The organism is Clostridium sp. AF34-13 (assembly GCF_003477845.1).
In the GTDB taxonomy this organism is placed as follows: Bacteria; Bacillota; Clostridia; order Lachnospirales; family Lachnospiraceae; genus Butyribacter; species Butyribacter intestini.
In genome coordinates this window covers 59204-82757 of sequence record NZ_QUEB01000003.1, presented here as the reverse complement: position 1 = coordinate 82757, position 23554 = coordinate 59204, and the positions used below count along the sequence as shown (strand labels likewise).

Genomic DNA, 23554 nt, shown 5'->3' with positions numbered 1-23554 from the left:
TTATATAAAAATTGCCGAATTGTGTTGTAAAACTGCTGGAATGTGCAATGTATATTGAATTATTAAATTTTATGAGATAGTATGATAAAAAAAAGAAAAGAGGACTAAAATGATGATTTCAAATTTATGTAGTAAGATTGCACAATTTGCGGAAGTATCATCAGAACAAGAAGAAGTATTTGAGTATATTGTAAAATGTTTTGTTGAAAAGGCAGTTGTTTTTATAACAATATTGTTATATGGATATTTAAGAAACGATGTTTTACAAGTGCTCATTTTTTACATTTTTTGTATGTTAATAAGAAAACATTCAGGTGGATTACATATGAACACTTTTTATAAGTGTTATATAGGTTCTGTATTACTTGTTATAGGAATGACGGAATTAAATAATATGTTTAATATAAAAGGATGTTTTTGGCTGGTATTTATAATAAATTTAATATGTGCAGTTATTGTGATGGTAATAGGATGTGTGAATAATCCGGAGTTAGACTTAACAACCGAGGAATTAAAGTATAACAAAGAACAGACAAGACAGACTATTTTGATAATAGAATTTATTATTATGATTTCTTATATATTAACGGTTAAGAAAATTTATATTGCACTATGTTGTGAAGCTGTAATATGTTGTTCTGTATTGCTTGTAATTGCAAAGCTTATAGGGCAGGAAATAAAGGAATAGATTTAGATTAGAAGTATTTATATGTATTTTTTCTTATGAAGATTTGTGGCATAATAACTCCAAATGTTTCGCATTTGTCATATTTTGTGCTGTATCATGTTGTTGTTAATAAATTCAGCATAAGAGAACAAGTTCACTTACTTTGCGAATTTGTGATATAATGAGTACAAAAGTGCTCATATTAAGAGTTTCTAATGAAACTTTATTATATTGTATAAATTATTATGTTTATTTAGAAGTTTCTATGGAAACTCCATTATGTGCAAAAAACTTGCACAAATTTATGATACAATGAAAGAAAAGGGAGAAAAGTATAGAAATATGAATATAATAATTTGTGATGATATAAAAGAATATGCAGATAAAATATATAGTATTGTGAAAAATTATTTTGCGAAAATAAATCTGCCTGTAAATATTCAAACATACAATTCGGGAAAGACAATGCTTAAAGAAAGTGATTTAAAAAGTACAGACATTTTATTTCTTGATGTTGAAATGGATGAAAAAAATGGGATGGAAGTTGCAGAAGAAATAAGAAATATGAATTTTGATATATATATTGTATATGTGAGTGCACATATACAATATGCATCAGAGGGATATAAATACGAAGCGGTTCGTTATGTATTAAAAAACAAACTTTTAACTGCTGGGATAGAGGAAAGTTTATCGTCTATAATAAAAAGAAAAAATAATGAAAAAAGAAAAATGATATTTTCATTTACAGATAAAAAAAGAACAATAGATATAAGTGAACTTTTGTATATAGAAAGCAGAAAGCATAAACTGATTTTTTTTGTATATGAAAACCAAAAAACAGTTGAGTATGAAATGTATGGAAAACTGTCGATGTATGAAAAAGAATTAAAATTATACGGATTTGAAAGGGTACATCAGAGTTTTCTTGTTAATATGCATTGTGTGACTGGGTATAAAAGGTATGAAGTAGAATTAAAGTCAGGTGAGCAAATATCAGTGCCGAGGGCAAGATACAATGAGGTAGCAAAGCTTATATGCAAATATATGGGAGAGTAGAAATGGAATACATATTAAATTTTGTGATAATTGCGATAGAAATCTTATGTTTGAAAAATTTTATAGAAATATTTGCAGAAAAAAATAAAAAACAATATGTATGTGTGCTATCTATAATAACATTGACATTGGGAATATATGGAATAGATTGCGTATTAAATGACTTTGTGATAGCTAAAATAATGTGTGTTGTGTTATGTATGTCTTTTTGGGTGAAATTTATTAATAATATGAAATTATGGCGTGCCGTATTTATGAGTGCATCATTTATGTGTATTTTGACTTTATTAGATGCTATAATTCTTACATTCTTTGGGAATATATTTGAAGCGGGAGCGGGGATGGCAGAAAACGATGTAGTTGGTATTTATTACAAAACATTATTGACCAGAATGATAATGATAGCATTGATAATGTATATAAAAAGAAAGTTTGCAGTTGGGGGCAGTGAGTATCTTATAAATGAATTTGAGTGGCTTAAATATTTATATTTTCCATTAATGACAATAATTATAATAGTCGGAATGTTGGTGTATTGTGATGATATAACATTGCACAATAATGTTGTTTTAAGCATTGTTTCACTATTGGCTGTAATGAACTTTATTGTTTTTTCTTTGATAGAGAATGTAGTGAGGAGAGAAAAGCAAATAAGTGAGAGCAAATTATTGCAAAACGATATAAAGTCTAAGCATGAATATTATCAATATGTATCTGAAAATTATGAGATTCAAAGACAGGAAATTCACGAATTTAAAAATCAAATAGATTGTATATTAGAAATGTTAAATCACGGTGAATATGCTCAAACGCAAACATTTTTAAAAAATATAACAGAAAATCTTGATGATAGGATAGATTGCATAGATACAAAAAATGCGATAATAAATGCGGTGCTCAATCAGAAATATAGAACAGCACTGAAAAAGGAGATTCTTATGGTATTTCAGTTGCAGAATTTATCAGAAAATCAGATAAAAGATACAGACATAGTTACGATTTTATCAAATTTGATAGATAATGCTATTGAAACCTGTGAAAAATGCAATGGACAGAAGAGGATAAAAGTAAAAATTAAATTTAATGATGCTAAAGATACTATAATAAGTGTAAAAAATTCAGTTCCTAACGGATATAAATTTGATAAAAATCATATTGTCACAAATAAAAAAAATAAGAGAATACATGGATGTGGTATAAAAAATATAATAAATATAGTGGAAAAAAATGAGGGTCATTATAATATAGAATGTAGTGATAATGAATTTTGTTTTTCTATTATAATTCCACAAATACATAGCTTGACTAGCTGAATTTTATTGCGGATACCATAAGATTATGGCATGAAAATGAGAAAAATAATATAAAAAATGCCGAAATGTGTCGTAAAATTGCCGAATTATGCAATCGGTATTGAAAAATAGAATATGTGAGTTATTATAAAGATGATGTCGGAAACAAATGCGGAAGGTGAAAAATGATGCTCTACATATGTTTTGACAGTAAAAACTATTTTCTGCAATAGGATTATTTAGGTGATTTTTGGTGGAAGATGGTATGAAAATTTAAGTTAAGGAGGTGTGGGTTTTGAAATCTTTAAGTTTTAAAGAGACTGCTGAAAAAGCAATAAGTGGCGGGTGAAGACTTGCTGACATAAAATTTATCTAGCAGAGAGGGATGTCCAATGAAAAAATTTAAACAAATATTATGTATCATATGTGTATTAAGTTTGTTGACAGGCTGTGGCGGCAAACAGAATAAGACGGAGAAAAAAACATACAGACAGGAACTGAGCGAAGAAGAAATGTCAAATGGTCATGCTTCGTTTGATATTGATGAAAAATTTAAGGTTGACGCAAATGTCACAATGTCAGAAGTATATAAGGATGGAATGAAGTCATATTATATGAACCAGTATAAAGAAAAAATAAAAGGTACATCAAAGAAGTTTACTGATAATCCGACTGTTTTTAACAGGACACAAAAGGAAATGGAGAAAACTTTAAACAGACTTATACCAGGAAAGCTTTCATGGAAAAAAATTAATAGAAATTATAAAAATGAACCAGTTATAGAAGGAACATATAAATCTGATGACGGTGATAAATATAAAATGCATATAGTATGGGATACATATAACAATGTAACAGGAAACAGTGATACATATTTTTGTCCAAGTTTTTATATGTTGGGTGAAAAAAGTGATAAAGAGCATATAAGTGCAGTAATATCAGGGCTGCAAGCAGATATAGATGATATAAAAACTGATTATACTAACATGATTGAAAAAAATGTCAGTACATATAAAAAAGCAGTTGAGGAGCTTATAGGAAGAAAGATAAATGATAAATACAGGATGTGCTCATTAAATGCTAAATCTGCTAAGATTATCAATGATACTCAGAATATAGAACTTAAATACGATGGAAAACAGTATGATTTGCTCGCATTTTATAAGGATGTTGATAATCTTAAGTTTTCAGATATTGATCCCGGTTATCAGGTAAAAGCGGATGAGAAACCTGATAAATGGGCAAAGACAACAAGTGCCGGTAATGATCATTTGAGCTCAATGTATGATACATCGGTATATCTTGTATTTTGTGAAGGAAAGCTTGAGTATATAGAAGCTGATTCTTTTAGAGAGACAGGCAGTGTATATAAGAATGAACAGAAGATTATTTCGCCAAATAAAGCATTAAAAGAGGTTATTAAATTTTATGAGAAAAAATTGCTTGTAGATGAGGTTAAGATTAAATCCATAGAGCTTCAGTATGCTGCTTACTATGCAAGTGACAGTTCCAAAACTGTTAAGCCGGTAATTACACCAGTGTGGTTGGTGGGAGTTTATGATAATGAAGAATCAATAGAAAGAATTGCATATTTTTGCTACGACGGATATACAGGGGAGTGTTATGGAAATGAAATTATACCATGGTAAAAAAATTATGGAATGGCGGAGGTGGTTTATATCACCGGTATTTATCATTATAGTTATATTGTGTGGAACGGTAACGCTGCTTGATGTATGTTCAAGTGAAAATTTTGCAGCTGATTTAAAGACAGGATACACGGATAGTGTTACATATTATTATCTTTTAAATGTAGGCTTTTTTAGTATTGTAGGATACTGTCTTGCAGCGTGCACCGGAGCTGTTTTGTATGCAGCTGATTATGAAGAAAACTCAGTATATATGCGTATAAACAGGATGGGAGTAAACAGGTATGTGTTTTCCAAAATAATACAGACATTAACAGGAGCATTTGTATGTGGTTTTATTGCAATTTTGTTTTGCTTTTTTGGTGTGTCAATAGTTTATGGGGCATCGATGTTTCCAAAATCGCCAGAATCAATTTCCGGAGTTACAGACAATCTATTACTTCTTGCAGGTAGAAACACGGAATATCTTTTTACATTGGCAGTTATATCAGGTCTGTGTTATGCGTTTTATTCACTTATGACATTATTTATCTCAATATTTGTGCCAAACAAAAAACTTGTCATAGCATTTCCAATGATACTCTGGTTTATATTTCAGTATATATGGGTAAAGATTCCTTTTCTGCCGTCATTTATGACACCGTCTTTAATATTTGATCCCACGAGACAGTTTGGGGATTTGTATAATATGTCACCGTATATCACTGTATTGATAATTTTTGCAGAAATATCTGTTATAGCGGTTGTCGTATCTTTGGTCTTTCGTTTTAAACTTAGACGGAGCGGTGTTTTTGGAGGTGTGGAAGATGAATAAAATGAAAAAGGTATTTAAGGTTGCCATTTATGAATTAAAACTTATGTGTTTTTCATCAAAGTTCCTGATATTGTCGGTTTTGGCATTTATTATAATGGATGTTACAGTAAGAGGATACAGGATGTTTTCACACGATTATAACCTGCCTATAGCACCGGCTGTGCTGCCGTTTTATTTTGCCGATGTGAGTTACGGAAATATAGAAATACTGTTTCTTTTGCTCTGGTTTAGTGATGTGCCGATGAAACAGAGGGTGCAGAACCAGATATTACAAAGATGCGGTATGCCGTGCTTTGCACTTGGACATCTGTTTTCGATAGTATTTGCAACAATAGTTTTTGTGCTGGAACAGTTTGTGTTTTCAGTTTTGCTGTGTGGTACAAATCTTACATTTACAAGCTGGGGAAAAGTATGGGGAAGTGCAGCGGCAGGAACGGTAAAAAAACTTGGATATTCAAGTGGCTTTGTAATATCAAAAAATGTATTTCAAAATTATACGGTACCGCAGGCATTGCTGTTTTCAATGACGATATTTTTGCTGATGGGGATATGTTATGGAATGGTAGAATTTCTGCTGAACGGTCTGCAGAAAGGAAAACTTGGAACAGTGGTATTGTCGGTATGGAGCGTTGCGTGGATATTTTTAAAGACGAACACAACAGATTTTATACGCTCGTTTATGAAATATGCACCGCAGGGCTGGTATAATCTTGGAAGAAACAATATAAGTGCATCAAAGAATATAATCAGTGGTCTTTTTGTGGGTGTAGTGGTTTTGTTTATTGTAAATTTTGTGCTTGTAATGCAGAAGAAACTTGAGCTGGTGAAATAATGGAGGAGAGCAAAATGGAAGATAAAATAGTGGTGAAGAATGTTTCTAAAATGTTTGGGAAAGAAAAGGTGCTTGATAATGTGAGCCTGACGGTTAAAAAGGGAAGTATAGTGGGGATTGTCGGAAGAAACGGGAGCGGAAAAACTGTTCTTTTTAAGCTGATTTGTGGTTTCTACAGTGTGAGTGACGGTGAGATAATAGTTGATGGAAAGAAGCTTACAAAGAGTCACTCAACACCTGAAAATATAGGGAGCATCATAGAAACACCGGGATTTTTGGGAAGTTATTCAGGTTACAGAAATCTTAAATTTCTTGCCGACATAAGAAACAGGATTGGGAAAAAGGAGATATGCGAAGCAATAGAGATGGTCGGACTTGACCCAAAAAGCAGAAAACATGTCAGGAAATATTCGCTGGGAATGAGACAGCGTCTCGGACTTGCCCAGACATTTATGGAGGGGCAGGACATACTGATACTTGATGAGCCGATGAACGGACTTGACAATCAGGGCGTAGCCGATATGAGAAAACTGTTTCTGAAACTGAAAGAACAGGGGAGGACTATGCTTGTTGCAAGCCACAACAGGGAAGATATTGATGTGTTGTGTGATGAAGTCTATGAGATGGATCACGGGATACTGACAACAGAGAGAAAGTAGTGGAAAAAGCCATTTTGAGAATATCAAGATGGCTTATTCTTTACAGAAATATGTCCAAATGTTAGAATGTTGCTAAATAATAGTAACAGTTCAGCCATAAAAAGATACTTAACAATACAATGAGCTTGTTCATTGTATTGTTAAGTACCTTTTTATGGTAGAATAGCCTTTCATTTCTGAAATGAAATAAACATAAGCTGCATAGCAGCGACTGACAGCTTGCTGGCAGGTTTATGAATGTAAGAAATGCAAGGCTGAACTGTTACAAAGAATACAATACAAAATAACAGGAGTTTACAATGAGAGCACATATAATATAGCAGGAGGATGGATATGGCAAGAACGGTAAGTAGTTACGGAACCGAAAATAAAACACCATATTGAAAGTTGAGATTAAGAATGAATGATTTGATAGATGTTTTGGATATAATAGGTGTGATTGCATTTGCAATATCAGGTGCGATGACTGCGATAAAAAAGAGGATGGATCTGCTCGGAGTATGCGTGCTTGGAATCGTGACGGCAGTCGGTGGCGGCATAACAAGGGATGTGCTGCTTGGCAATACGCCACCATCAGTATTTAAAAATCCAAGAGATGTGAGTATAGCTGCAGTTGTTTCATGTCTTGTGTTTATATTTATGATAATGAATGCGTCTGAGCATACAAAAAATCCGAGTGAAAAATTTGTGGAAATATATGAAAATATTCTGATGTTTTCTGATGCCGTAGGACTTGGAGCATTTACTGTCATCGGAATAGATGTGGCGAAAAAAACGGTCAGCGATTACAACACAAATACGTTTCTACTTATATTTGTCGGAGTTATAACAGGAGTGGGCGGAGGTGTTCTGCGTGATATAATGAGCGGCATGATACCATATATATTTAAGAAACATATATATGCAGTTGCATCGGCAGTAGGAGCAGGTGCTTATATTGTCATTGACAATTATATAGGAAGAAACACGGCAATAGTCGGTTGCTCGGTGCTTGTCGTGGTTGTGCGTGTGCTGGCTGCTCATTTTGAGTGGAATCTGCCTAAGATAAAATATGGAGAATGATTTTTTATAAAAGGTGGAAAGAAAATACAAACTTAAACAGAGGAGAAAGTCCTATGGAACAGGAGAAGATGAGAGCGGCAGTATGTGAAGATGTTTTGGAAGAAGCTCAGTGGCTTTCTGACATGATATACAAGTGGTATGCTGATAAAGGCATAGAAGGCGAGGTCAGCATTTTTGAAGATGCTGCCAGATTTCTTTTTGCGAGAGAGGATTATAGTTTTGATGTACTGTTTCTTGATATAAGAATGCCTGGAGAAAATGGGGTATCTTTGGCTAAGCATCTTCGCAGGCTTGGTGATGATATGCCTATTATATTTGTGACAGGCGAAAGGGAATATATTCTTGAGGGTTACGAGGTGGAGGCACTTCATTATCTGATAAAGCCGGTGCAGGAAAAAAAGATTTTTGAATGTCTTGAGAGAGTTTACCGCAATGCAGCACAGCAGGAAGCATATGTGATATTGACAGGAGATATGGGTGTTGTTAAAGTTTTACAAAAGGATATATATTATATAGAAGTGTTTGGTCATGATATGAAATATGTGACAAGGCAGGGTGAATTTTTTAAAACAGGTTCATTAAAGGAAGCCTTAAGTGAGCTTTCAAAGCAGGATTTTGTAAGCTGTTATCGTGGAATTGCAATAAATCTCCGTTATATATGGCGTATAGAAAAAGATAAGCTGTATATGGCAGAGGAGTGCCGCAGCTTTGAAAAAACTGTTCCGGTGAGCAGAAGAATGTATAAGCAGGTCAATCAGAAATTTATTGATTACAATAGAAAACAGGAAGATTAGAGGATTATTATGGAACTTATAATAGCAATAGTTTCAATATGCATTTTCATTGCATTATTATCTTTCAGCATTTTGAAAATATGGCTGCCGGGATATATGGTGCGTGAAATGGAGCAATATCAAAACAAGCTTCTTGAGCGTCAGTTTGAGGAGATTGACAATACATATCGTGAGATGCGTGGATGGCGGCATGATTATAAAAATCATATGCAGGTGCTTAAGATTTATGTCGAAAACAGACAGTGGGAAAATGCAAGGGATTATATTGTACAGATGAATGAGGATTTAGAGAGCATAGATCATGTTATAAAAACAGGAAATATTATGGCAGATGCTATCGTAAACAGTAAGGTATCTCTTGCAAAGAAGAAAGACATAAAACTTGATGTAACAGCAAAAATACCAAAGGAAATTCCGATGACGGATGTGGAATTTTGCGTTGTTTTTGGAAATATTATGGACAATGCAATAGAGGCATGTGAAAAACTTGCATCAAAAGAAAATAAATTTATCAGAGTATATATAGGTGTATTTAAAAAACAGTTTTATATGTCCGTCAGCAATTCTACAGATCAGAAAAAACGGACAAAAAAATATTTATCAATGAAGGGTGAAGGGCATGGATTTGGTTTACAGCGTATTGATAAGATCATTCATGACAAAAACGGATACCTCAATCGTCAGAATGAACCGGGAGTATTTGCGACTGAGATAATGTTGCCATATATTTAGCAGTATTAAGAAAGTATCGCTTTTATTGTGTAGAACAATAAATTTCGTGTAGTGACTTGTTTGTATCAGAAGAATATAAGAATAAAAGACCGCTTAAGTTAAAAATCATACCGCTTATGCAAAAAAGGCACAAGAGGTATGATTTTTTATTATACTAAAAGCAGTTCATGATAGTTTATCAAATATTTTGAGAAAGGATGAGAAAAATGGGAGAGAGAAAAAGAGGTGTAAATCTTGCCATGCCAAGTTATTGTTCTGCATTTTGGGATTGTATCAGAACTATATGGAGTATGGATAAAAAAGTGTATCTTTATGGCTTAGCAGCATTGCCATTTGCAGCATTACAGCAGATACTGCCATTTTATATGCCTAAGCTGGTAGTGCAGGGAGTTGAAGAAAGTGCCAGAATGACAATGCTTATACTTCAGCTTTGTGCTTTAGTTTTTTTGCTTTTAATATGTGTTATTGTCAGATGGCATTTCAGTGGACAGATTACAAGTCGCAATCAGATTATTGCAAAAGGGCTGCAAAACAGATTTGCGAAAAAATTACTTATGGTAGATTATAGTTATCTGGAGGATAAGAAATTTCTTGAACTTAAAAATGTAGTAAAAAAGGATCTGTTTGGTGGAAAGGTTGGCGATGATGATTCCACAGGAAATTTAAAGTATTTTGTGAAAGATATTTTTGAATTATTTTCAACATTTATAATGTTGATAGTCTATATCGCATTTATTGTCCGGCTTGAATGGTGGCTTGTTTTGATATTTGCAATGTTGTTTGCGGTGAGCTTTTTTAGTGGAAAGCTTACAGGAGCATACGAAAAAAAATGGGCAAAAGAGGGTGGTGAGGTCTGGCAGAAGATGGATTATATTACCAGACGCACCGAGGATTTTTCGATGGCGAAAGATATAAGAATGTACAATATGGAGAATTGGTTCGATACACTTTTTAAAAAATATCGTAAGAAAAGACTTGATTATAAAGCAAAAGAAATGGAATATCGTCTGTTTGGAGAAGGGGTTACTGCTTTGCCTGAAATGATATCGTATGTATTATTTTACGGAGTGATAGTCTGGAAATTTTTTAAAGGAGAGATGCCGATATCTGATGTTATATTCTATAATGGAATGATATCAGGCTTTATGCTTCAGAGAAACTCAGGTATGACTAATCTGCATCATCTTATAAATAGTGTATCAGCATTTGGTCGTTATAAAGAATTTATTATATATGGTGATGATATGTCGGCAGAAGCTGCTGAGCTTAAAAAAGCTGCACCACAGATAGAGCTTAAACATGTCAGCTTTGCATATCCTTCTTCAGAGCATAACATCATTGATGATATGAGCCTTAAGATAGATGCAGGGGAAAAAATAGCAGTTGTTGGGCTCAATGGTGCAGGAAAGACAACTCTTATGAAGCTTATTTGCGGACTTTTACATCCGACAAAGGGAAAAATTCTTCTAAACGGAGTAGATATGGAAACAATGACGCAACAGGAAATATATGCGTGGTTTTCATGTGTTTTTCAGGATGTTCATTTTCTGCCGCTTTCAGTCAGGGAAAATATCAGTATGAAACCTTTAAATGGCAAAGTTGATGACAGGGTATGGGAATGTCTTGATAAAGCTGGAATGAGTGAGGTTATTAACGAGTTGCCAGGGAAAGATGATACCTTGATGGAAAAATCACTAAATGATGAGGCAACAGATTTTTCAGGAGGACAGTGTCAGAAGCTGATGCTTGCGAGAGCATTGTACAGAGACAGCGGAGTTTTGATATTGGATGAGCCGACAGCAGCACTTGATGCGATAGCGGAAAATGATATTTATCAAAAATATGCATACTTTACGCAGAATAAAACATCGTTTTTTGTATCGCACAGATTGTCAAGCACAAGATTTTGTGACCGCATTATTTTGATTGATGGAGGAAAGATTGCTGAGGAGGGGACACACAAAAGCCTGCTTGAAAAAAATGGAATATATGCAAAGATGTTTTCTCTTCAGAGCAGATATTATCAGGAAAGGGTGGTGGATTAGATATGTCTAAAAAAGAAATGATAAAAACAAATCTGCGGGGATTGAAATTGGTGTATTCATCACTTTCTATTCCAAAGATTTTTGTTATATTATTTATTGTATTTGATGTAATGTATAATTACTGGGGTTTGTTTTTTGCTTCGCACCTTATTGATGACCTTGTATTAAGGGTTGAAAGAGAGCGTATATTAGGAGATTTTTTAGGACTTACAGTTGGAAATGGGATTTTGTATTTTGCAATGTGTGTGGTGATAAAATTTTATTTTTATGGTGGTTCCATGATATGGGAGGATGCAAATCATGAATTAAACAAAAAGCTTATGTCGATGGATTATGAATATATGGAATCTGAAACTATCCAAAACAAACGGCGCGATATTGACAATATGGCTCGTGAGCATGGCTGTGGACTTAATATGCTTTTCTGGACAGCTACACCATTTGTTGAGCGTCTGCTTCAGCTTGTCGTTGCGGGTATCATAACAGTACAGCTTTTTGTAAAATGTCTTACAGCTTATAAGACACAGGAGTGGAAAGGAATTTTAATAGTTTTATCTTTTGTTGCATTTTTGATAATATTTTTGTATGTAAATCAGAGAATGACACAGAAGATACAGGCTAAAATAAATAAAAGTGTAGAAGAAAGACTTCCATATACGAGAAAATATGATTTTTATGTTGATGAATATATAGGTAGAGAAGAATGTGGAAAAACAGTGCGGCTGTTTAACCAGCAAAGTCTTTTGTCAGAAACACTTAATGAGATTTTTAAGAAAGTATCAAAGCTTTTGAGCAGGCAGACAATTCTTGAAGCAAGAATGAACCAGTGGGCAGAGGGAATAAATGTATTAATCTCAGGAATGATCTATCTTTTGCTTGGCATTATGGCATTGAAGCGTGTAATTTCTGTTGGAAGTATATGTCTTTATGCGGGATGCATTACCAATTTTTTGTGGCATTTTCAAAAATGGAACCAGCAGGTATCATTATTGAAAATGAATACAAAATATGTAAAACAGTACCTTGATTTTATGGATATAAAAAATAAAAAATACGAGGGAACACTGCCGGTGGAAAAGCGTGATGACGATAAATTTATGATTGAGTTTGAAAATGTATCATTTCATTATCCGGGCAGTGAGAAAAATGTATTGGAGAATTTTTCTATCAGATTTAATATAGGTGAAAGACTTGCCGTTGTCGGTAGAAATGGTTCAGGTAAAACGACATTTATCAAGCTGTTGTGCCGTTTGTATGATCCAACCGAGGGAAGGATACTTTTAAACGGAATAGATATAAAAAAATATGACTATAAGGAATATTTAAGTCTGTTCAGTGTAGTATTTCAAGACTTCCAGATACCGGCATTTACATTGGGTCAGGCAGTTGCAGCATCACAGGAATATGATGGGGAGCATGTAAATGATGCCGTAAAAAAAGCAGGACTTTCAAGTCTGGCAGCAAGAATGCCGTATGGAAATGAGACATATCTTACAAAGGAATTTGATAAAACCGGAGTTAATATATCAGGTGGTGAAGCACAAAAACTTGCGATTGCAAGAGCATTGTACCACGATACTCCATTTGTCATACTTGATGAGCCGACAGCAGCACTTGATCCTATTGCTGAATACGAGGTGTATGCTAAATTTGATGAACTTATTGGAACAAAAACAGCAGTATATATATCGCATCGACTTTCAAGTTGTCAGTTTTGCAATGATATTCTTGTGATTGATGATGGAAAGGCAGTACAAAGAGGCAGTCATGAAAAATTGATCGACGAGGAAGGTCTTTATGCAAAGCTTTGGAAAATACAGGCAAAATATTATCAGAAAACTCAGTGATGTTACTGAAAAAACTTCCGGCACTTATCTTTCTTTACTTTGAGATGTTTCAATGTTAAAATGCAGTTATAGAATATTGTGTGTTTTTGTACGAAACTATTTTTTGCAAGTTAAGCATAGCCTTATGTTGGCTATATTATTTCTGAGCGGAAGCGAATAGCTTTCATAGAATTATTTTGTAAAAAAGCTACTCAGAAATGAGGATTAGCGTGAGGTTAAAAATGCATACAGGAGGGAGCGTATGGCAAGAGTTGTAGGGATAGGAAATCAGAGTTTTGAATCAATACGGAAAAAAGACACTTTTTATATAGACAAAACAGCATTTATAAAAGAGTGGTGGGAAAATGAAGATATAGTAACACTTATAACCCGTCCACGCCGTTTTGGAAAAACATTGAATATGGATATGCTCAGATGTTTTTTTTCAAATGAATATAAGGACAGGGGAGAGCTTTTTGAAGGACTTAATATCTGGGAGGATGAAAAGTATCGTGAAATTCAGGGAGCATATCCGGTAATCTTTTTAAGTTTTGCGGGGATAAAAGGGAATACATTTGAATTGTCGAGAAAACAAATATCTGATAGGATTATTGACTTATATGAAAGTAACAGATTTTTGCTTAAGTCAGATTGTATAAGTGATACAGAAAAGGCAAGATATATATCATTTTTGGAAAATCCAATGGATGAAGATATATCATTTAAATTAAACGAGTTATCAAATTATTTGAGCCGTTATTATAAAAAGAAAGTAATAATACTTCTTGACGAATATGACACACCGATGCAGGAGGCATATGTAAACGGTTACTGGGAAGAACTCGTTGCATTTACAAGAAGTCTTTTTAATTCAACCTTTAAGACAAATCCATATCTTGAGCGAGCAATAATGACCGGAATAACAAGGGTTTCCAAGGAGAGCATCTTTAGTGATTTAAATAATCTTAAGGTTATAACAGTTACAAGTGATGAGTATTCAAAATGTTTTGGTTTTACCGAGGAGGAAGTATTTGATGCACTTGACGAGCAGGAACTTTCAAGTGAAAAAGAGAAAGTAAAAAAATGGTATGATGGTTTTACATTTGGCACGAGTAAAGATGTATATAATCCATGGTCGATAATTAACTTTCTTGACGAAAAAAAATATAAAACATACTGGGCAGATTCGAGTTCAAATGGACTTGTATCACAACTGATACAACAAGGTTCTTCAAAAACTAAGGTGATAATGGAGGAGTTGTTGGAAGGAAAAAGCATAAAAACAAAACTGGATGAACAGATTGTCTTTAATCAGCTTGACGGAAGTTCAGAAGCAATATGGAGTTTATTATTAGCTAGTGGTTATTTAAAGGTAGATTATGTTGACTTTGCAAATTCTGAAGGAAATAACATATATGAATTAAGCCTAACAAACTTTGAAGTAAAAAAAATGTTTGAAAAGATGATTGATAACTGGTTCAAAACAAGGGACGACTCGTCAAGTGAATTTGTAAGTGCCTTAATTCAAGGTGACTTAGATGCAATGAATTATTATATAAATGAGATTACGGCTAATATCTTTAGTTGTTTTGATGTAGCCGGAAAAGAAGAATCAAGAATAAGACCGGAGAACTTCTATCACGGTTTCGTTTTAGGACTTATGGTAGACCAGATAGACAACTATATCATAACCTCAAACAGAGAAAGCGGTTTTGGCAGATATGACATAATGCTAGAACCTATAAATAAAAATAGTGCAAAATATCAAGGAAGTATTCCTACGGGAAGAATACTTCCAGGTATCATTATAGAATTTAAAGTAATAAATCCAAGAAAAGAAAACACACTTGAGGAAACAGTCGAAGCGGCATTAAAACAGATAGAAGAAAAAAATTACGATGCAGAGCTGATAGGGAGAGGAGTAAATCCTTCAAATATCCACCATTATGGTTTTGCGTTTAAAGGCAAGGAAGTGTTGATAGATGGAAACAGAAAAGATGCGTCATGAAATTGTGACAAGTAATCCGGATGTAGATGTGAGATTTTATCTGTCTAAGGATGAGGGCAGTTATGTTTCACCACATTGGCATAACAGTCTTGAGATTGTCTATGTTATAAAGGGAAAAGTTGTGCTTAATCTTCCAAGAGGTGTTAAGGTGACGGCGAGTGACGGTGAGTTTTTTATGGCAAATCCGAGGGAAATCCATTCTGTTCTAGCGGAAAAAAACGAGGCACTTGTGCTTCAGATACCACAGCGTTTTTATGACAAATATGTTCCGTCAATGCATCTGCGAAGATTTTTTGTTGATATGCATCCGGGGGATGAGGTTGAAAGAACAAAACTTGAACGGTTGAAAAAGATTTTTACGGATATGTATGTTATCTATGATGTAAGACCAGAGGGGTATCTGCTTCGGTTTAACAGCCTGCTTTATGAACTTTTATTTACACTTATCCATTCCTATTCGGAGAAACTATTGCAAAGGGATTTTGAGAGGGATGACAAGTATTTTAACCGATTAAAAGACATAATGGATTTTATAGATGAAAATCATGCATATGGCATATCAACAGCCGTTATCGCAGAAAAATTTGGATACAATCCTGATTACATGGCAAGATTTTTTAAGAAATATATGAACTGTACTGTTACTGATTATATATATCTTGTGCGTATAGGATATGTGCACCGTGCTCTTGTTAATACAAATGATTCGGTGGCTGATATTTTTGAAAGGCATGGATGCACAAATCATCATCTTGCAATGAAATATTTTCGCAATCAGTACGGCTGCACACCGAGGGAACACAGGAAAAAAGAACAAAGTAAATATAAGACATAGATAAAGGCAGCATTTTTATGGTGTCTTTTATTTTGTTTATATTATTATGCTTAAGTAAAAAGATAGTTTGCTATAGTCTGATGTTATGGTTTGCTGCATTGTCAGTTGGTTTTGAATTGTGCATTATATACTAAAAGTCGGAATAATACCTTTTTTGCGTCTGAATAGATGGATTTCATTTTTGGCTTTAGCATTTATACTATAGTTACATTAAAGGTAAATGCAAAACATCATAACGATTGTTTTACATTTACCCCTGTAAACCGGTTATTACATGATGAACTCATAAATGTTCATTATAATATGCAAAATGCGAAAGGAGGGCTCGTTATGAGTCAGAAAAAAAGTGAAATCCGTTTTTGGGAGCGATTTTCTTATGGTTGTGGAGATTTAGGATGTAACATCATCTACTCGGCAATGTCATCATTTCTATTATTTTATTACACAGATTATGTTCATGTAAGTGCAGGTGTTATCGGTACTATAATGCTTTTGTCAAGAGTGTTTGATGGTATTACGGACCTGATAATGGGAATTATTGTTGACAGGACAAAATCAAGATTTGGAAAGTGCAGACCGTGGATACTCCGCATGGCGATACCGTTTGCACTGGCAGGAATCCTACTGTTTACCGTGCCGTCAGGACTTGGCAATACAGCAAAACTTGCGTATATTTTTATAACTTACAACTTAGTTTCTTCTGTTATATATACGGCTATAAATGTACCGTATGCAACGCTTAATTCACTGATTACACAGGATCAGTACGAACGTTCAGTGCTCAGCATTTTCCGCATGATATTGGCTACAACAGGAACATTGATTATAACAAATCTTACACTTCCTTTAGTTGAATTTTTCGGAAATAATCTTTCAGCATGGACAAAGACATTCGCCGTCTTTGGAATTTTGGCAGTAATCGTATTTATGATTACATTTACGGGGACAAAAGAGCGTGTAGTTCCTGCAAAAGATACAAAGCAGGAAAAAGTTCCATTTGTAAAGGGAATCAGTTTATTATTCCAGAATAAATACTGGATGATGATAACAATAACACTTGTATTTATCTTTATCAATTATTCATTAAACGGCGGAGCAGCAGTATATTATGCAAAAAATATACTCCACAACAGTGATATGGTCGGAACAATGAATCTTGTTGCAAACCTTGTTCAGATAGGTGTAATGTTCTTTACTGCATTTATCATTAAGAAGATTGGTAAGAGAAATATGCTCATCGTCGGAGCTGTTATCTATGGACTAGGTTTTGCAATGTTTGGTTTCGTCGGAACAAATATGACAGGAATAATGATTGCGTGTGTACTTAAAGGTGTTGGAAATGCAGGAATTTCATCATGTATGTTCGCAATCGTATCTGATACTATCGAGTATGGTGAGTGGAAAACAGGCTACCGTACAGAGGGACTTATAAATTCTGCTTCAAGTTTTGGTTTCAAGGTAGGAAACGGACTTGGTTCTGCAATCCTTGGCTGGGTTATCGGTGCAGCAGGAGCAGGTACGGGTTCGGAAATCACATTTATCTGGATTCCTGCAATCCTTTGTATAGGACAGGTTGTTGTAATGTGGTTCTACAAACTTGATAAAGAGTATGACGGAATCGTTGAAGCACTTGAAAAGGAAGGAGCTGCTAAATAATGCTTAAAAATCCAATATTAAAAGGTTTTAACCCTGACCCGTGTATCTGCCGCAAAGGCGATGATTATTATATTGCAGTATCAACATTTGAGTGGTTTCCCGGAATACCGGTTTATCATTCAAAGGATATGAAAAACTGGGAACTTTACACTCATGTCCTCACAGATGATACAAATCCAGACCTTAAAAAACTTCCTTCAGCAAAGGGAATATGGGCACCATGTCTTACATATTGTGAGCAGGAAGATATGTTCTATGTTGTGTATGGTGTCATGAACTCAATGAATGCAAGATATTTTGATGTAGATAATTTTGTTATCACGGCAAAGGATATAAGAGGACCGTGGAGTGAGCCGGTATATTTACATTCATCAGGATTTGACGCATCAATACTCCACGATGATGATGGAAGAAAATATATTGTTTCACTTGACTGGGAGACAAGAGAGGGATACGAAAAGCCAGGAGTTATAGCAATCTCTGAGTACGACCCTGAAAAGAAAGAGATAATCGGCTATCCAAAACGCATATGGCGTGGTGGCACGGACAGAGGTTGTATCGAAGCACCTCATCTTACAAAGAGAAACGGATATTATTATATTATGTGTGCGGAGGGCGGCACGGGATATAACCACTGTGTAACAATGGGACGCTCAAAAAATGTGTGGGGACCATATGAAGGTGACCCTATGAATCCTATAGTCACATCAAATCCGCTCGTATCAAATGAGAGACATGACCCGGACCATTTAAAACCAAAATATTTCAATCCTGATGTGGTATTGCAAAAAGCCGGACATGGAAGTTATGTTGAGACACAGCTTGGAGAGGTATATCTTGTGCACCTTTGTTCAAGACCGTTCAGACCTGAACTTCGCTGCACACTCGGCCGTGAAACGGCAATACAGAAAATGAAATGGACAGAGGACGGATGGCTTCGCATGGCAGACGGAAGCAATATTGCAAAAGAGTATTGCGATGAGAGCAAGCTGCCTGAATATCCTGTAAAACAGGTGCCGGATTTTGATGATTTTGATGATGACACACTTGGCAATTTCTATTATGCACCGAGAATCATGCCGCAGAGTTTTGCCGATGTAACGGCAAGAAAAGGTTATGTCCGGCTGCGTGGACAGGAATCGAGAGCATCTTTAAATAAAGTAAGCATACTTGCAAGAAAACTTACAAGTGTGTATGCCACTGTTACAACAAAGATGGAATTTGTGCCGGAGGTACACCAGCATTCAGCAGGTCTTATAATCTATTATGACAATATGAATTATATAAATCTCCGCAAATATTACAGCGAGACACTCGGAAAGAGTGCAATTTCGATAATCGCACTTGAAAACGGAGAAAAAACGGAATTTGTCAACACAAGGCTCGCAGTAGATGATGTACCTATTTACTTCAGGCTTGAAATAAGAGGAAAACATTCGCAGTTTTTCTGGAGTTATAACGGAAAAGATTACAATAAGATAGGAATACCGTTTGATACGACAAAATTTTCAGATGAGTATTGTAAGTACGGTGAATTTACCGGAACAATGGTCGGTATCACCTGTGCTGACAGAGTAAAGCATAAGCATTATGCTGACTTTGATTTTTTTGAGTATAAGGCAGATGAAGACAAAGCGGTGGAATAATATATAGAAATTAGAAAATAAAAAAGGATGCAGGGCTGTATATACACATAAAAATGTATATGCGGCCTTGTTGGGCATTGAGGGAAGATAAAAAAATATTTAAATTAATTTTGAATTTTTTGCAACAAATAAGAAAAATATCTGTCTTTATAAGTGAAACAGTAATGACAAAATTACAAAGGTTTAGAAATAACTTTAACACTATCAGGCAGCAGAGTGGATTGCAAATGTCCGCTTAATTTTAGAAAGGAGCTGACGCTTATGAAAAGACAGATTGAAAAAATTATGACAATGGCAGTTGCAGCAGGTTTGATGACAAGTATGTTATGTGGAGAAGTAAGCCATGCAGCAAAAGTAAAGACACCATATTATAAAACGGGAGTAAAGACGGATTACCTTGTCAAAGATACAGCGTTTTATAAAAAGACCGGAGAGGTGTTATCATTTAGGGAAAAATATGCAGAGACTTCAGGATATAATCCGGTATCGTATTCAGTTTATGGTTCAGGGTCTGGAAAGCAAAGACCACTTACAGGATATGTAATGATAGGTAATGTTAATAAATTTGGTAAGTGCATAAGTTATGAGGTGCTTGATAATACCGGCTCTGTAGATAAGATAGTGCTTGACGGCAAGAAATCTTACAAATTAGATAAAGTAAGAAAGCCGGCAGAAAACGACAGTGTATCATGGGAGGACTTCGGAAAAAAGACAGCGGCTGAATTAAATATGGAATTTAAGACAGCATCGAAATTAAAAATTCCGGAGGGTAAGCATACCTTATCAATTACAGATAAACATGGTCATAAATCTATTCTCAAGGTTTGGAAAGATACAAAAGCACCTAAGATAAAAGTAACTAGAAAAGGTAAAAAGATAACTTGCAAAATTACGGACAAATCAGGAATAGATGAAGTAAACGGCAAGAAAATATCAAAAAATGGAAAAATAATTAAATCATATACAGTTAAAGGAGACTGTGTAGTTTCAGATTTGGCAGGAAACGAGTCAGTTTCATATTCGTTTAAGTAAAGCTATATTTGGCTATATATGTATTAAGATTGAACAGAAAATTAGTAACAGTTCAGCCTCTCATTTATTACATTCGTAAACCTGCCAGCAAGCTGTCAGTCGCTGCTATGCAGCTTGTGTTTACTTCATTTCATAAATGAAAGGCTATTCAGCCCCAAAAAAGATAAGTCAATAATACATTGAGCAAACTCATGTATTATTGACTTATCTTTTTTGGGCTGAACTGTTACAAAAATTATAAAAAATTATTTTTTATGCCGCTTGAAGTGAAACAGGCGGCATATTTTAATGATATTAAAGTTCAATACTTATATTGTGTAGAACGATAAGTTAGAGCATTGCTTGTGTCAGGAGGGCGACAAATAATTTATGATATGCTGTGTCCGACAATGATAAGATTATATAAATGGTACATCTAAAATTTATACAAAATTGATTACTGAAAATATAAAGAATTCTGTGCAATAGTTTGAAATCTTAGCAAATCTCATTAAAAAGTGGTTTTTATTGTGAAAACTAAACATAAAATTTAATCTCAATATGTAAAAAATGCAAATGGAAAATGGAAAAGAAAGTTGTTAATATTTGTGAAAAAGAAGCATTGCTTTTTTTGTAGGGGATAAATTATAATATAAGAAAGGAACAAGGCGACTATGGGGGATACAAAAAACAGGTTGAAACCGGATATTATCGTAAAAAACTATTGGAGTTCAAATGAGGAATTTGCAGATTTGTTTAATGCAGTATTGTTTGGTGGCAAACAGGTAATAAAATCCTACGAACTAAATGATGTTGATACAGATGTATCGAATGTAGAAAAATATGGAACTTATACGGAAAGTATAAAAGCAATAAGAGACAATATTAAGATAAGAAAAAAATCAACAATATCGGGTATAGAGTTTGTGCTGTTAGGAATTGAGGGACAGGAGCACATTCATTATGCAATGCCGTTAAGGATTATGGGATATGATTACGGTTCATACAGAAAACAATATAGTGACATAAAAAAAGAGATAAAAAAGAAAAAAGGATTAACAACAGACGAATTTTTATCAGGCATGAAAAAAGAAGACAGATTTATACCGGTTGTTACGATTGTTGTGTATTATGGAGAAAAGGAATGGGATGGTGCATTATCATTAAAGCAGATGATGACGATACCAAAAGAAATGGAAAATATAGTTAATGACTATAAGATGAAATTGGTAGAAGCCAGACAAAATGATTTATTATTTTATAATGTTAATAATCGTGATTTGTTTAATCTGTTTGGAATATTACTTAATAAGGACAAGAATACAAGAGAGTTGAGAGAAGAAGCAATAAAATACAGTGTAGATCATAAAGTAGATAAAAATGTATTAAATACCGTAGCAGGAGCGGCAAGATGTGACTTAGATTTTGATGATTTGTTTAAGGAGGGCGACAGTATGTGGAGAGTATTTGAAGAAACAAGAGACGAAGGAAAAATTGAAGGAAAAATTGAGGGAAAAATTGAAGGACAAATTGAGGCATATAATGATTGTAATATGCCTATAGCTGAAATTGCCAAAAAGGTATCAAAGTCAGAGGAGTATGTGAAAGAAGTTATAAAAAAGTTATCGGCCGCGTGTTTATAAATCGGTAAGATATGAATAAATTTTTTATCAGATTATAAGGGAGAAAAGGTAGACCATCAAATTTATTAGTGACTTATAAATTTTATAATATATTTAAAATAAAAAGTAAATCCGTTATTATGGGCTTGATAAAAATAACAGTTCATAAAATGGAGGTAGTCAAATGTTGAATGAGTCAGTAATTAAAGTATTAAAAAACGGAATGCGGGATATTGCAAAGTATATGCAGATGGTCGGGGATTTTTTATATATTGAGGGGATGATTGAGGATAAAAATAATGTACCTTTTTATGAGAAACATGGTTTTTCGGTGTGGAGAATGGTGCGGCAATACAGATTTGTAATTACGGGACTGATGTTTGCTCATAGATTGTGCAGAAATGAGGAGTAATATATGGATTTAAGAGTATTGCGTTATGTTTCTTGAACCTGTAAATACGGAGGGGTTTGAGTATATAAGGGTAAAGGAAAGTGACCATTGGGTTTTGACAATGAGGGCAGATGACCCGCTCGCAGAATTGGCATTAGTGTACTGTGGATAAGAACTTTAATCTTTATTGTACAAGTCAGAGATATGGTGTATTAACTGCTAAAGTATGCCTAAAAAGCATAACAAGATATACAATATAAGTATTAGACATAATAAGATATAAGGCTTTATAATGTATATACAATGATTTTTAAAGAATTAACAGCACTTATGTATCTGTTAGATATTGCAGGATTGTGATAATACATTATATTACTGTGGCAAAAAGGCATTTTGACACTAATTGATGCACCATAGTGTTATATTGTTATGCGATTTTGGAATTATCTGATGCACATATTTTAGGAGGGATTATTATAATGAAAAGATTAGTAGCTTATTTTAGTGCAAGTAAAACGACGGAAAAAGTCGCAAATATGATAGCAGAAGAAGGCGGTTATGATATTTGTGAGATTACTCCAAAAGAGGCATACACAAAGGCAGACCTCAATTGGATGGACAAAAAGTCAAGAAGCAGCGTCGAGATGAAAGATAAGAAAATAAGACCTGAAATCAAGAACAATGATATTGATATGAGTCAGTATGATGAGATTATTTTAGGTTTTCCTATCTGGTGGTATGTTGCACCAACTATTGTAAATACATTTTTGGAAAAATATGATTTCTCAGGCAAAAAGATTATTCTGTTTGCAACATCAGGAGGAAGTGGATTTGGCAATACGGTTAAGGAATTACAGCCATCAGCACCAAACTCTGAAATTGTGGAAGGAAAACTTTTAAACAGAGCGACAAAGCAGGAAATAGCCGATTGGATTAAGGAAATTTAGGAATATA

Annotated in this window: 21 protein-coding genes; all 21 read left to right on the top strand. The window is 34.1% G+C overall.

Going from position 1 to position 23554, the window contains the following annotated elements:
* Positions 1-109 precede the first annotated feature (109 nt).
* The 21 genes from DWZ63_RS03635 to DWZ63_RS03540 all read left to right on the top strand — a co-directional run bounded on the left by DWZ63_RS03635 (position 110) and on the right by DWZ63_RS03540 (position 23547).
* Positions 110-688 carry an accessory gene regulator B family protein gene (locus DWZ63_RS03635; protein WP_055945128.1) on the top strand — a complete coding sequence of 193 codons (579 nt, stop codon included), beginning with the start codon at positions 110-112 and terminating at the stop codon, positions 686-688.
* A gap of 321 nt (positions 689-1009) precedes the next feature.
* A complete protein-coding gene (locus DWZ63_RS03630) occupies positions 1010-1726 on the top strand; it encodes a LytTR family DNA-binding domain-containing protein (protein ID WP_172794174.1) in 717 nt (238 codons plus the stop codon).
* Positions 1727-1728: 2 nt separating this feature from the next.
* Entirely contained in the window at positions 1729-3039 is a 1311-nt protein-coding gene (locus tag DWZ63_RS03625) for a sensor histidine kinase (RefSeq protein WP_182431436.1), read from the top strand.
* A 371-nt stretch (positions 3040-3410) separates the two neighbouring features.
* Positions 3411-4667 carry a hypothetical protein gene (locus DWZ63_RS03620; RefSeq protein ID WP_118498751.1) on the top strand — a complete coding sequence of 419 codons (1257 nt, stop codon included), beginning with the start codon at positions 3411-3413 and terminating at the stop codon, positions 4665-4667.
* Entirely contained in the window at positions 4642-5481 is an 840-nt protein-coding gene (locus DWZ63_RS03615; protein ID WP_055945114.1) for a hypothetical protein, read from the top strand. The genes DWZ63_RS03620 and DWZ63_RS03615 overlap by 26 nt, the downstream gene beginning before the upstream one ends.
* Entirely contained in the window at positions 5474-6313 is an 840-nt protein-coding gene (locus DWZ63_RS03610; protein ID WP_055945111.1) for a hypothetical protein, read from the top strand. Before DWZ63_RS03615 ends, DWZ63_RS03610 begins: the two co-directional genes overlap by 8 nt.
* Before the next feature lie 14 nt (positions 6314-6327).
* Positions 6328-6972: an ATP-binding cassette domain-containing protein gene (locus tag DWZ63_RS03605; RefSeq protein WP_055945108.1), complete on the top strand. Its 645-nt coding sequence runs from the start codon at positions 6328-6330 to the stop codon at positions 6970-6972.
* Positions 6973-7371: 399 nt separating this feature from the next.
* Positions 7372-8034 carry a TRIC cation channel family protein gene (locus DWZ63_RS03600; protein ID WP_055945105.1) on the top strand — a complete coding sequence of 221 codons (663 nt, stop codon included), beginning with the start codon at positions 7372-7374 and terminating at the stop codon, positions 8032-8034.
* Between the two features lie 53 nt (positions 8035-8087).
* Complete coding sequence (locus DWZ63_RS03595) at positions 8088-8828, top strand: LytTR family DNA-binding domain-containing protein (protein WP_172794173.1); 741 nt, start codon at positions 8088-8090, stop codon at positions 8826-8828.
* Between the two features lie 9 nt (positions 8829-8837).
* Entirely contained in the window at positions 8838-9560 is a 723-nt protein-coding gene (locus tag DWZ63_RS03590; protein ID WP_243020473.1) for a GHKL domain-containing protein, read from the top strand.
* Positions 9561-9766: 206 nt separating this feature from the next.
* Entirely contained in the window at positions 9767-11605 is a 1839-nt protein-coding gene (locus tag DWZ63_RS03585) for an ABC transporter ATP-binding protein (RefSeq protein WP_022013703.1), read from the top strand.
* A gap of 2 nt (positions 11606-11607) precedes the next feature.
* Positions 11608-13452, top strand: a complete 1845-nt coding sequence (locus DWZ63_RS03580; RefSeq protein WP_055945095.1) for an ABC transporter ATP-binding protein — start codon at positions 11608-11610, stop codon at positions 13450-13452.
* 241 nt (positions 13453-13693) lie between these two features.
* Positions 13694-15439 carry an AAA family ATPase gene (locus DWZ63_RS03575; RefSeq protein ID WP_055945091.1) on the top strand — a complete coding sequence of 582 codons (1746 nt, stop codon included), beginning with the start codon at positions 13694-13696 and terminating at the stop codon, positions 15437-15439.
* A complete protein-coding gene (locus tag DWZ63_RS03570) occupies positions 15414-16274 on the top strand; it encodes an AraC family transcriptional regulator (protein ID WP_022013700.1) in 861 nt (286 codons plus the stop codon). Before DWZ63_RS03575 ends, DWZ63_RS03570 begins: the two co-directional genes overlap by 26 nt.
* A gap of 330 nt (positions 16275-16604) precedes the next feature.
* Positions 16605-17930: an MFS transporter gene (locus DWZ63_RS03565; RefSeq protein ID WP_022013699.1), complete on the top strand. Its 1326-nt coding sequence runs from the start codon at positions 16605-16607 to the stop codon at positions 17928-17930.
* Complete coding sequence (locus DWZ63_RS03560; RefSeq protein ID WP_055945087.1) at positions 17930-19576, top strand: glycoside hydrolase family 43 protein; 1647 nt, start codon at positions 17930-17932, stop codon at positions 19574-19576. Before DWZ63_RS03565 ends, DWZ63_RS03560 begins: the two co-directional genes overlap by 1 nt.
* A gap of 261 nt (positions 19577-19837) precedes the next feature.
* Positions 19838-20608, top strand: a complete 771-nt coding sequence (locus tag DWZ63_RS03555; RefSeq protein ID WP_055945085.1) for a hypothetical protein — start codon at positions 19838-19840, stop codon at positions 20606-20608.
* A gap of 653 nt (positions 20609-21261) precedes the next feature.
* Positions 21262-22230 (top strand): transposase, encoded by a 969-nt coding sequence (locus tag DWZ63_RS03550; protein WP_118498749.1) that lies wholly within the window; start codon positions 21262-21264, stop codon positions 22228-22230.
* Between the two features lie 163 nt (positions 22231-22393).
* Positions 22394-22621 (top strand): hypothetical protein, encoded by a 228-nt coding sequence (locus DWZ63_RS03545; RefSeq protein WP_055945078.1) that lies wholly within the window; start codon positions 22394-22396, stop codon positions 22619-22621.
* Positions 22622-22646: 25 nt separating this feature from the next.
* Positions 22647-22772: a hypothetical protein gene (locus tag DWZ63_RS16100; protein WP_270393140.1), complete on the top strand. Its 126-nt coding sequence runs from the start codon at positions 22647-22649 to the stop codon at positions 22770-22772.
* A gap of 304 nt (positions 22773-23076) precedes the next feature.
* Positions 23077-23547 (top strand): flavodoxin, encoded by a 471-nt coding sequence (locus DWZ63_RS03540; protein WP_118498850.1) that lies wholly within the window; start codon positions 23077-23079, stop codon positions 23545-23547.
* The last annotated feature ends 7 nt before the right edge of the window (positions 23548-23554 follow it).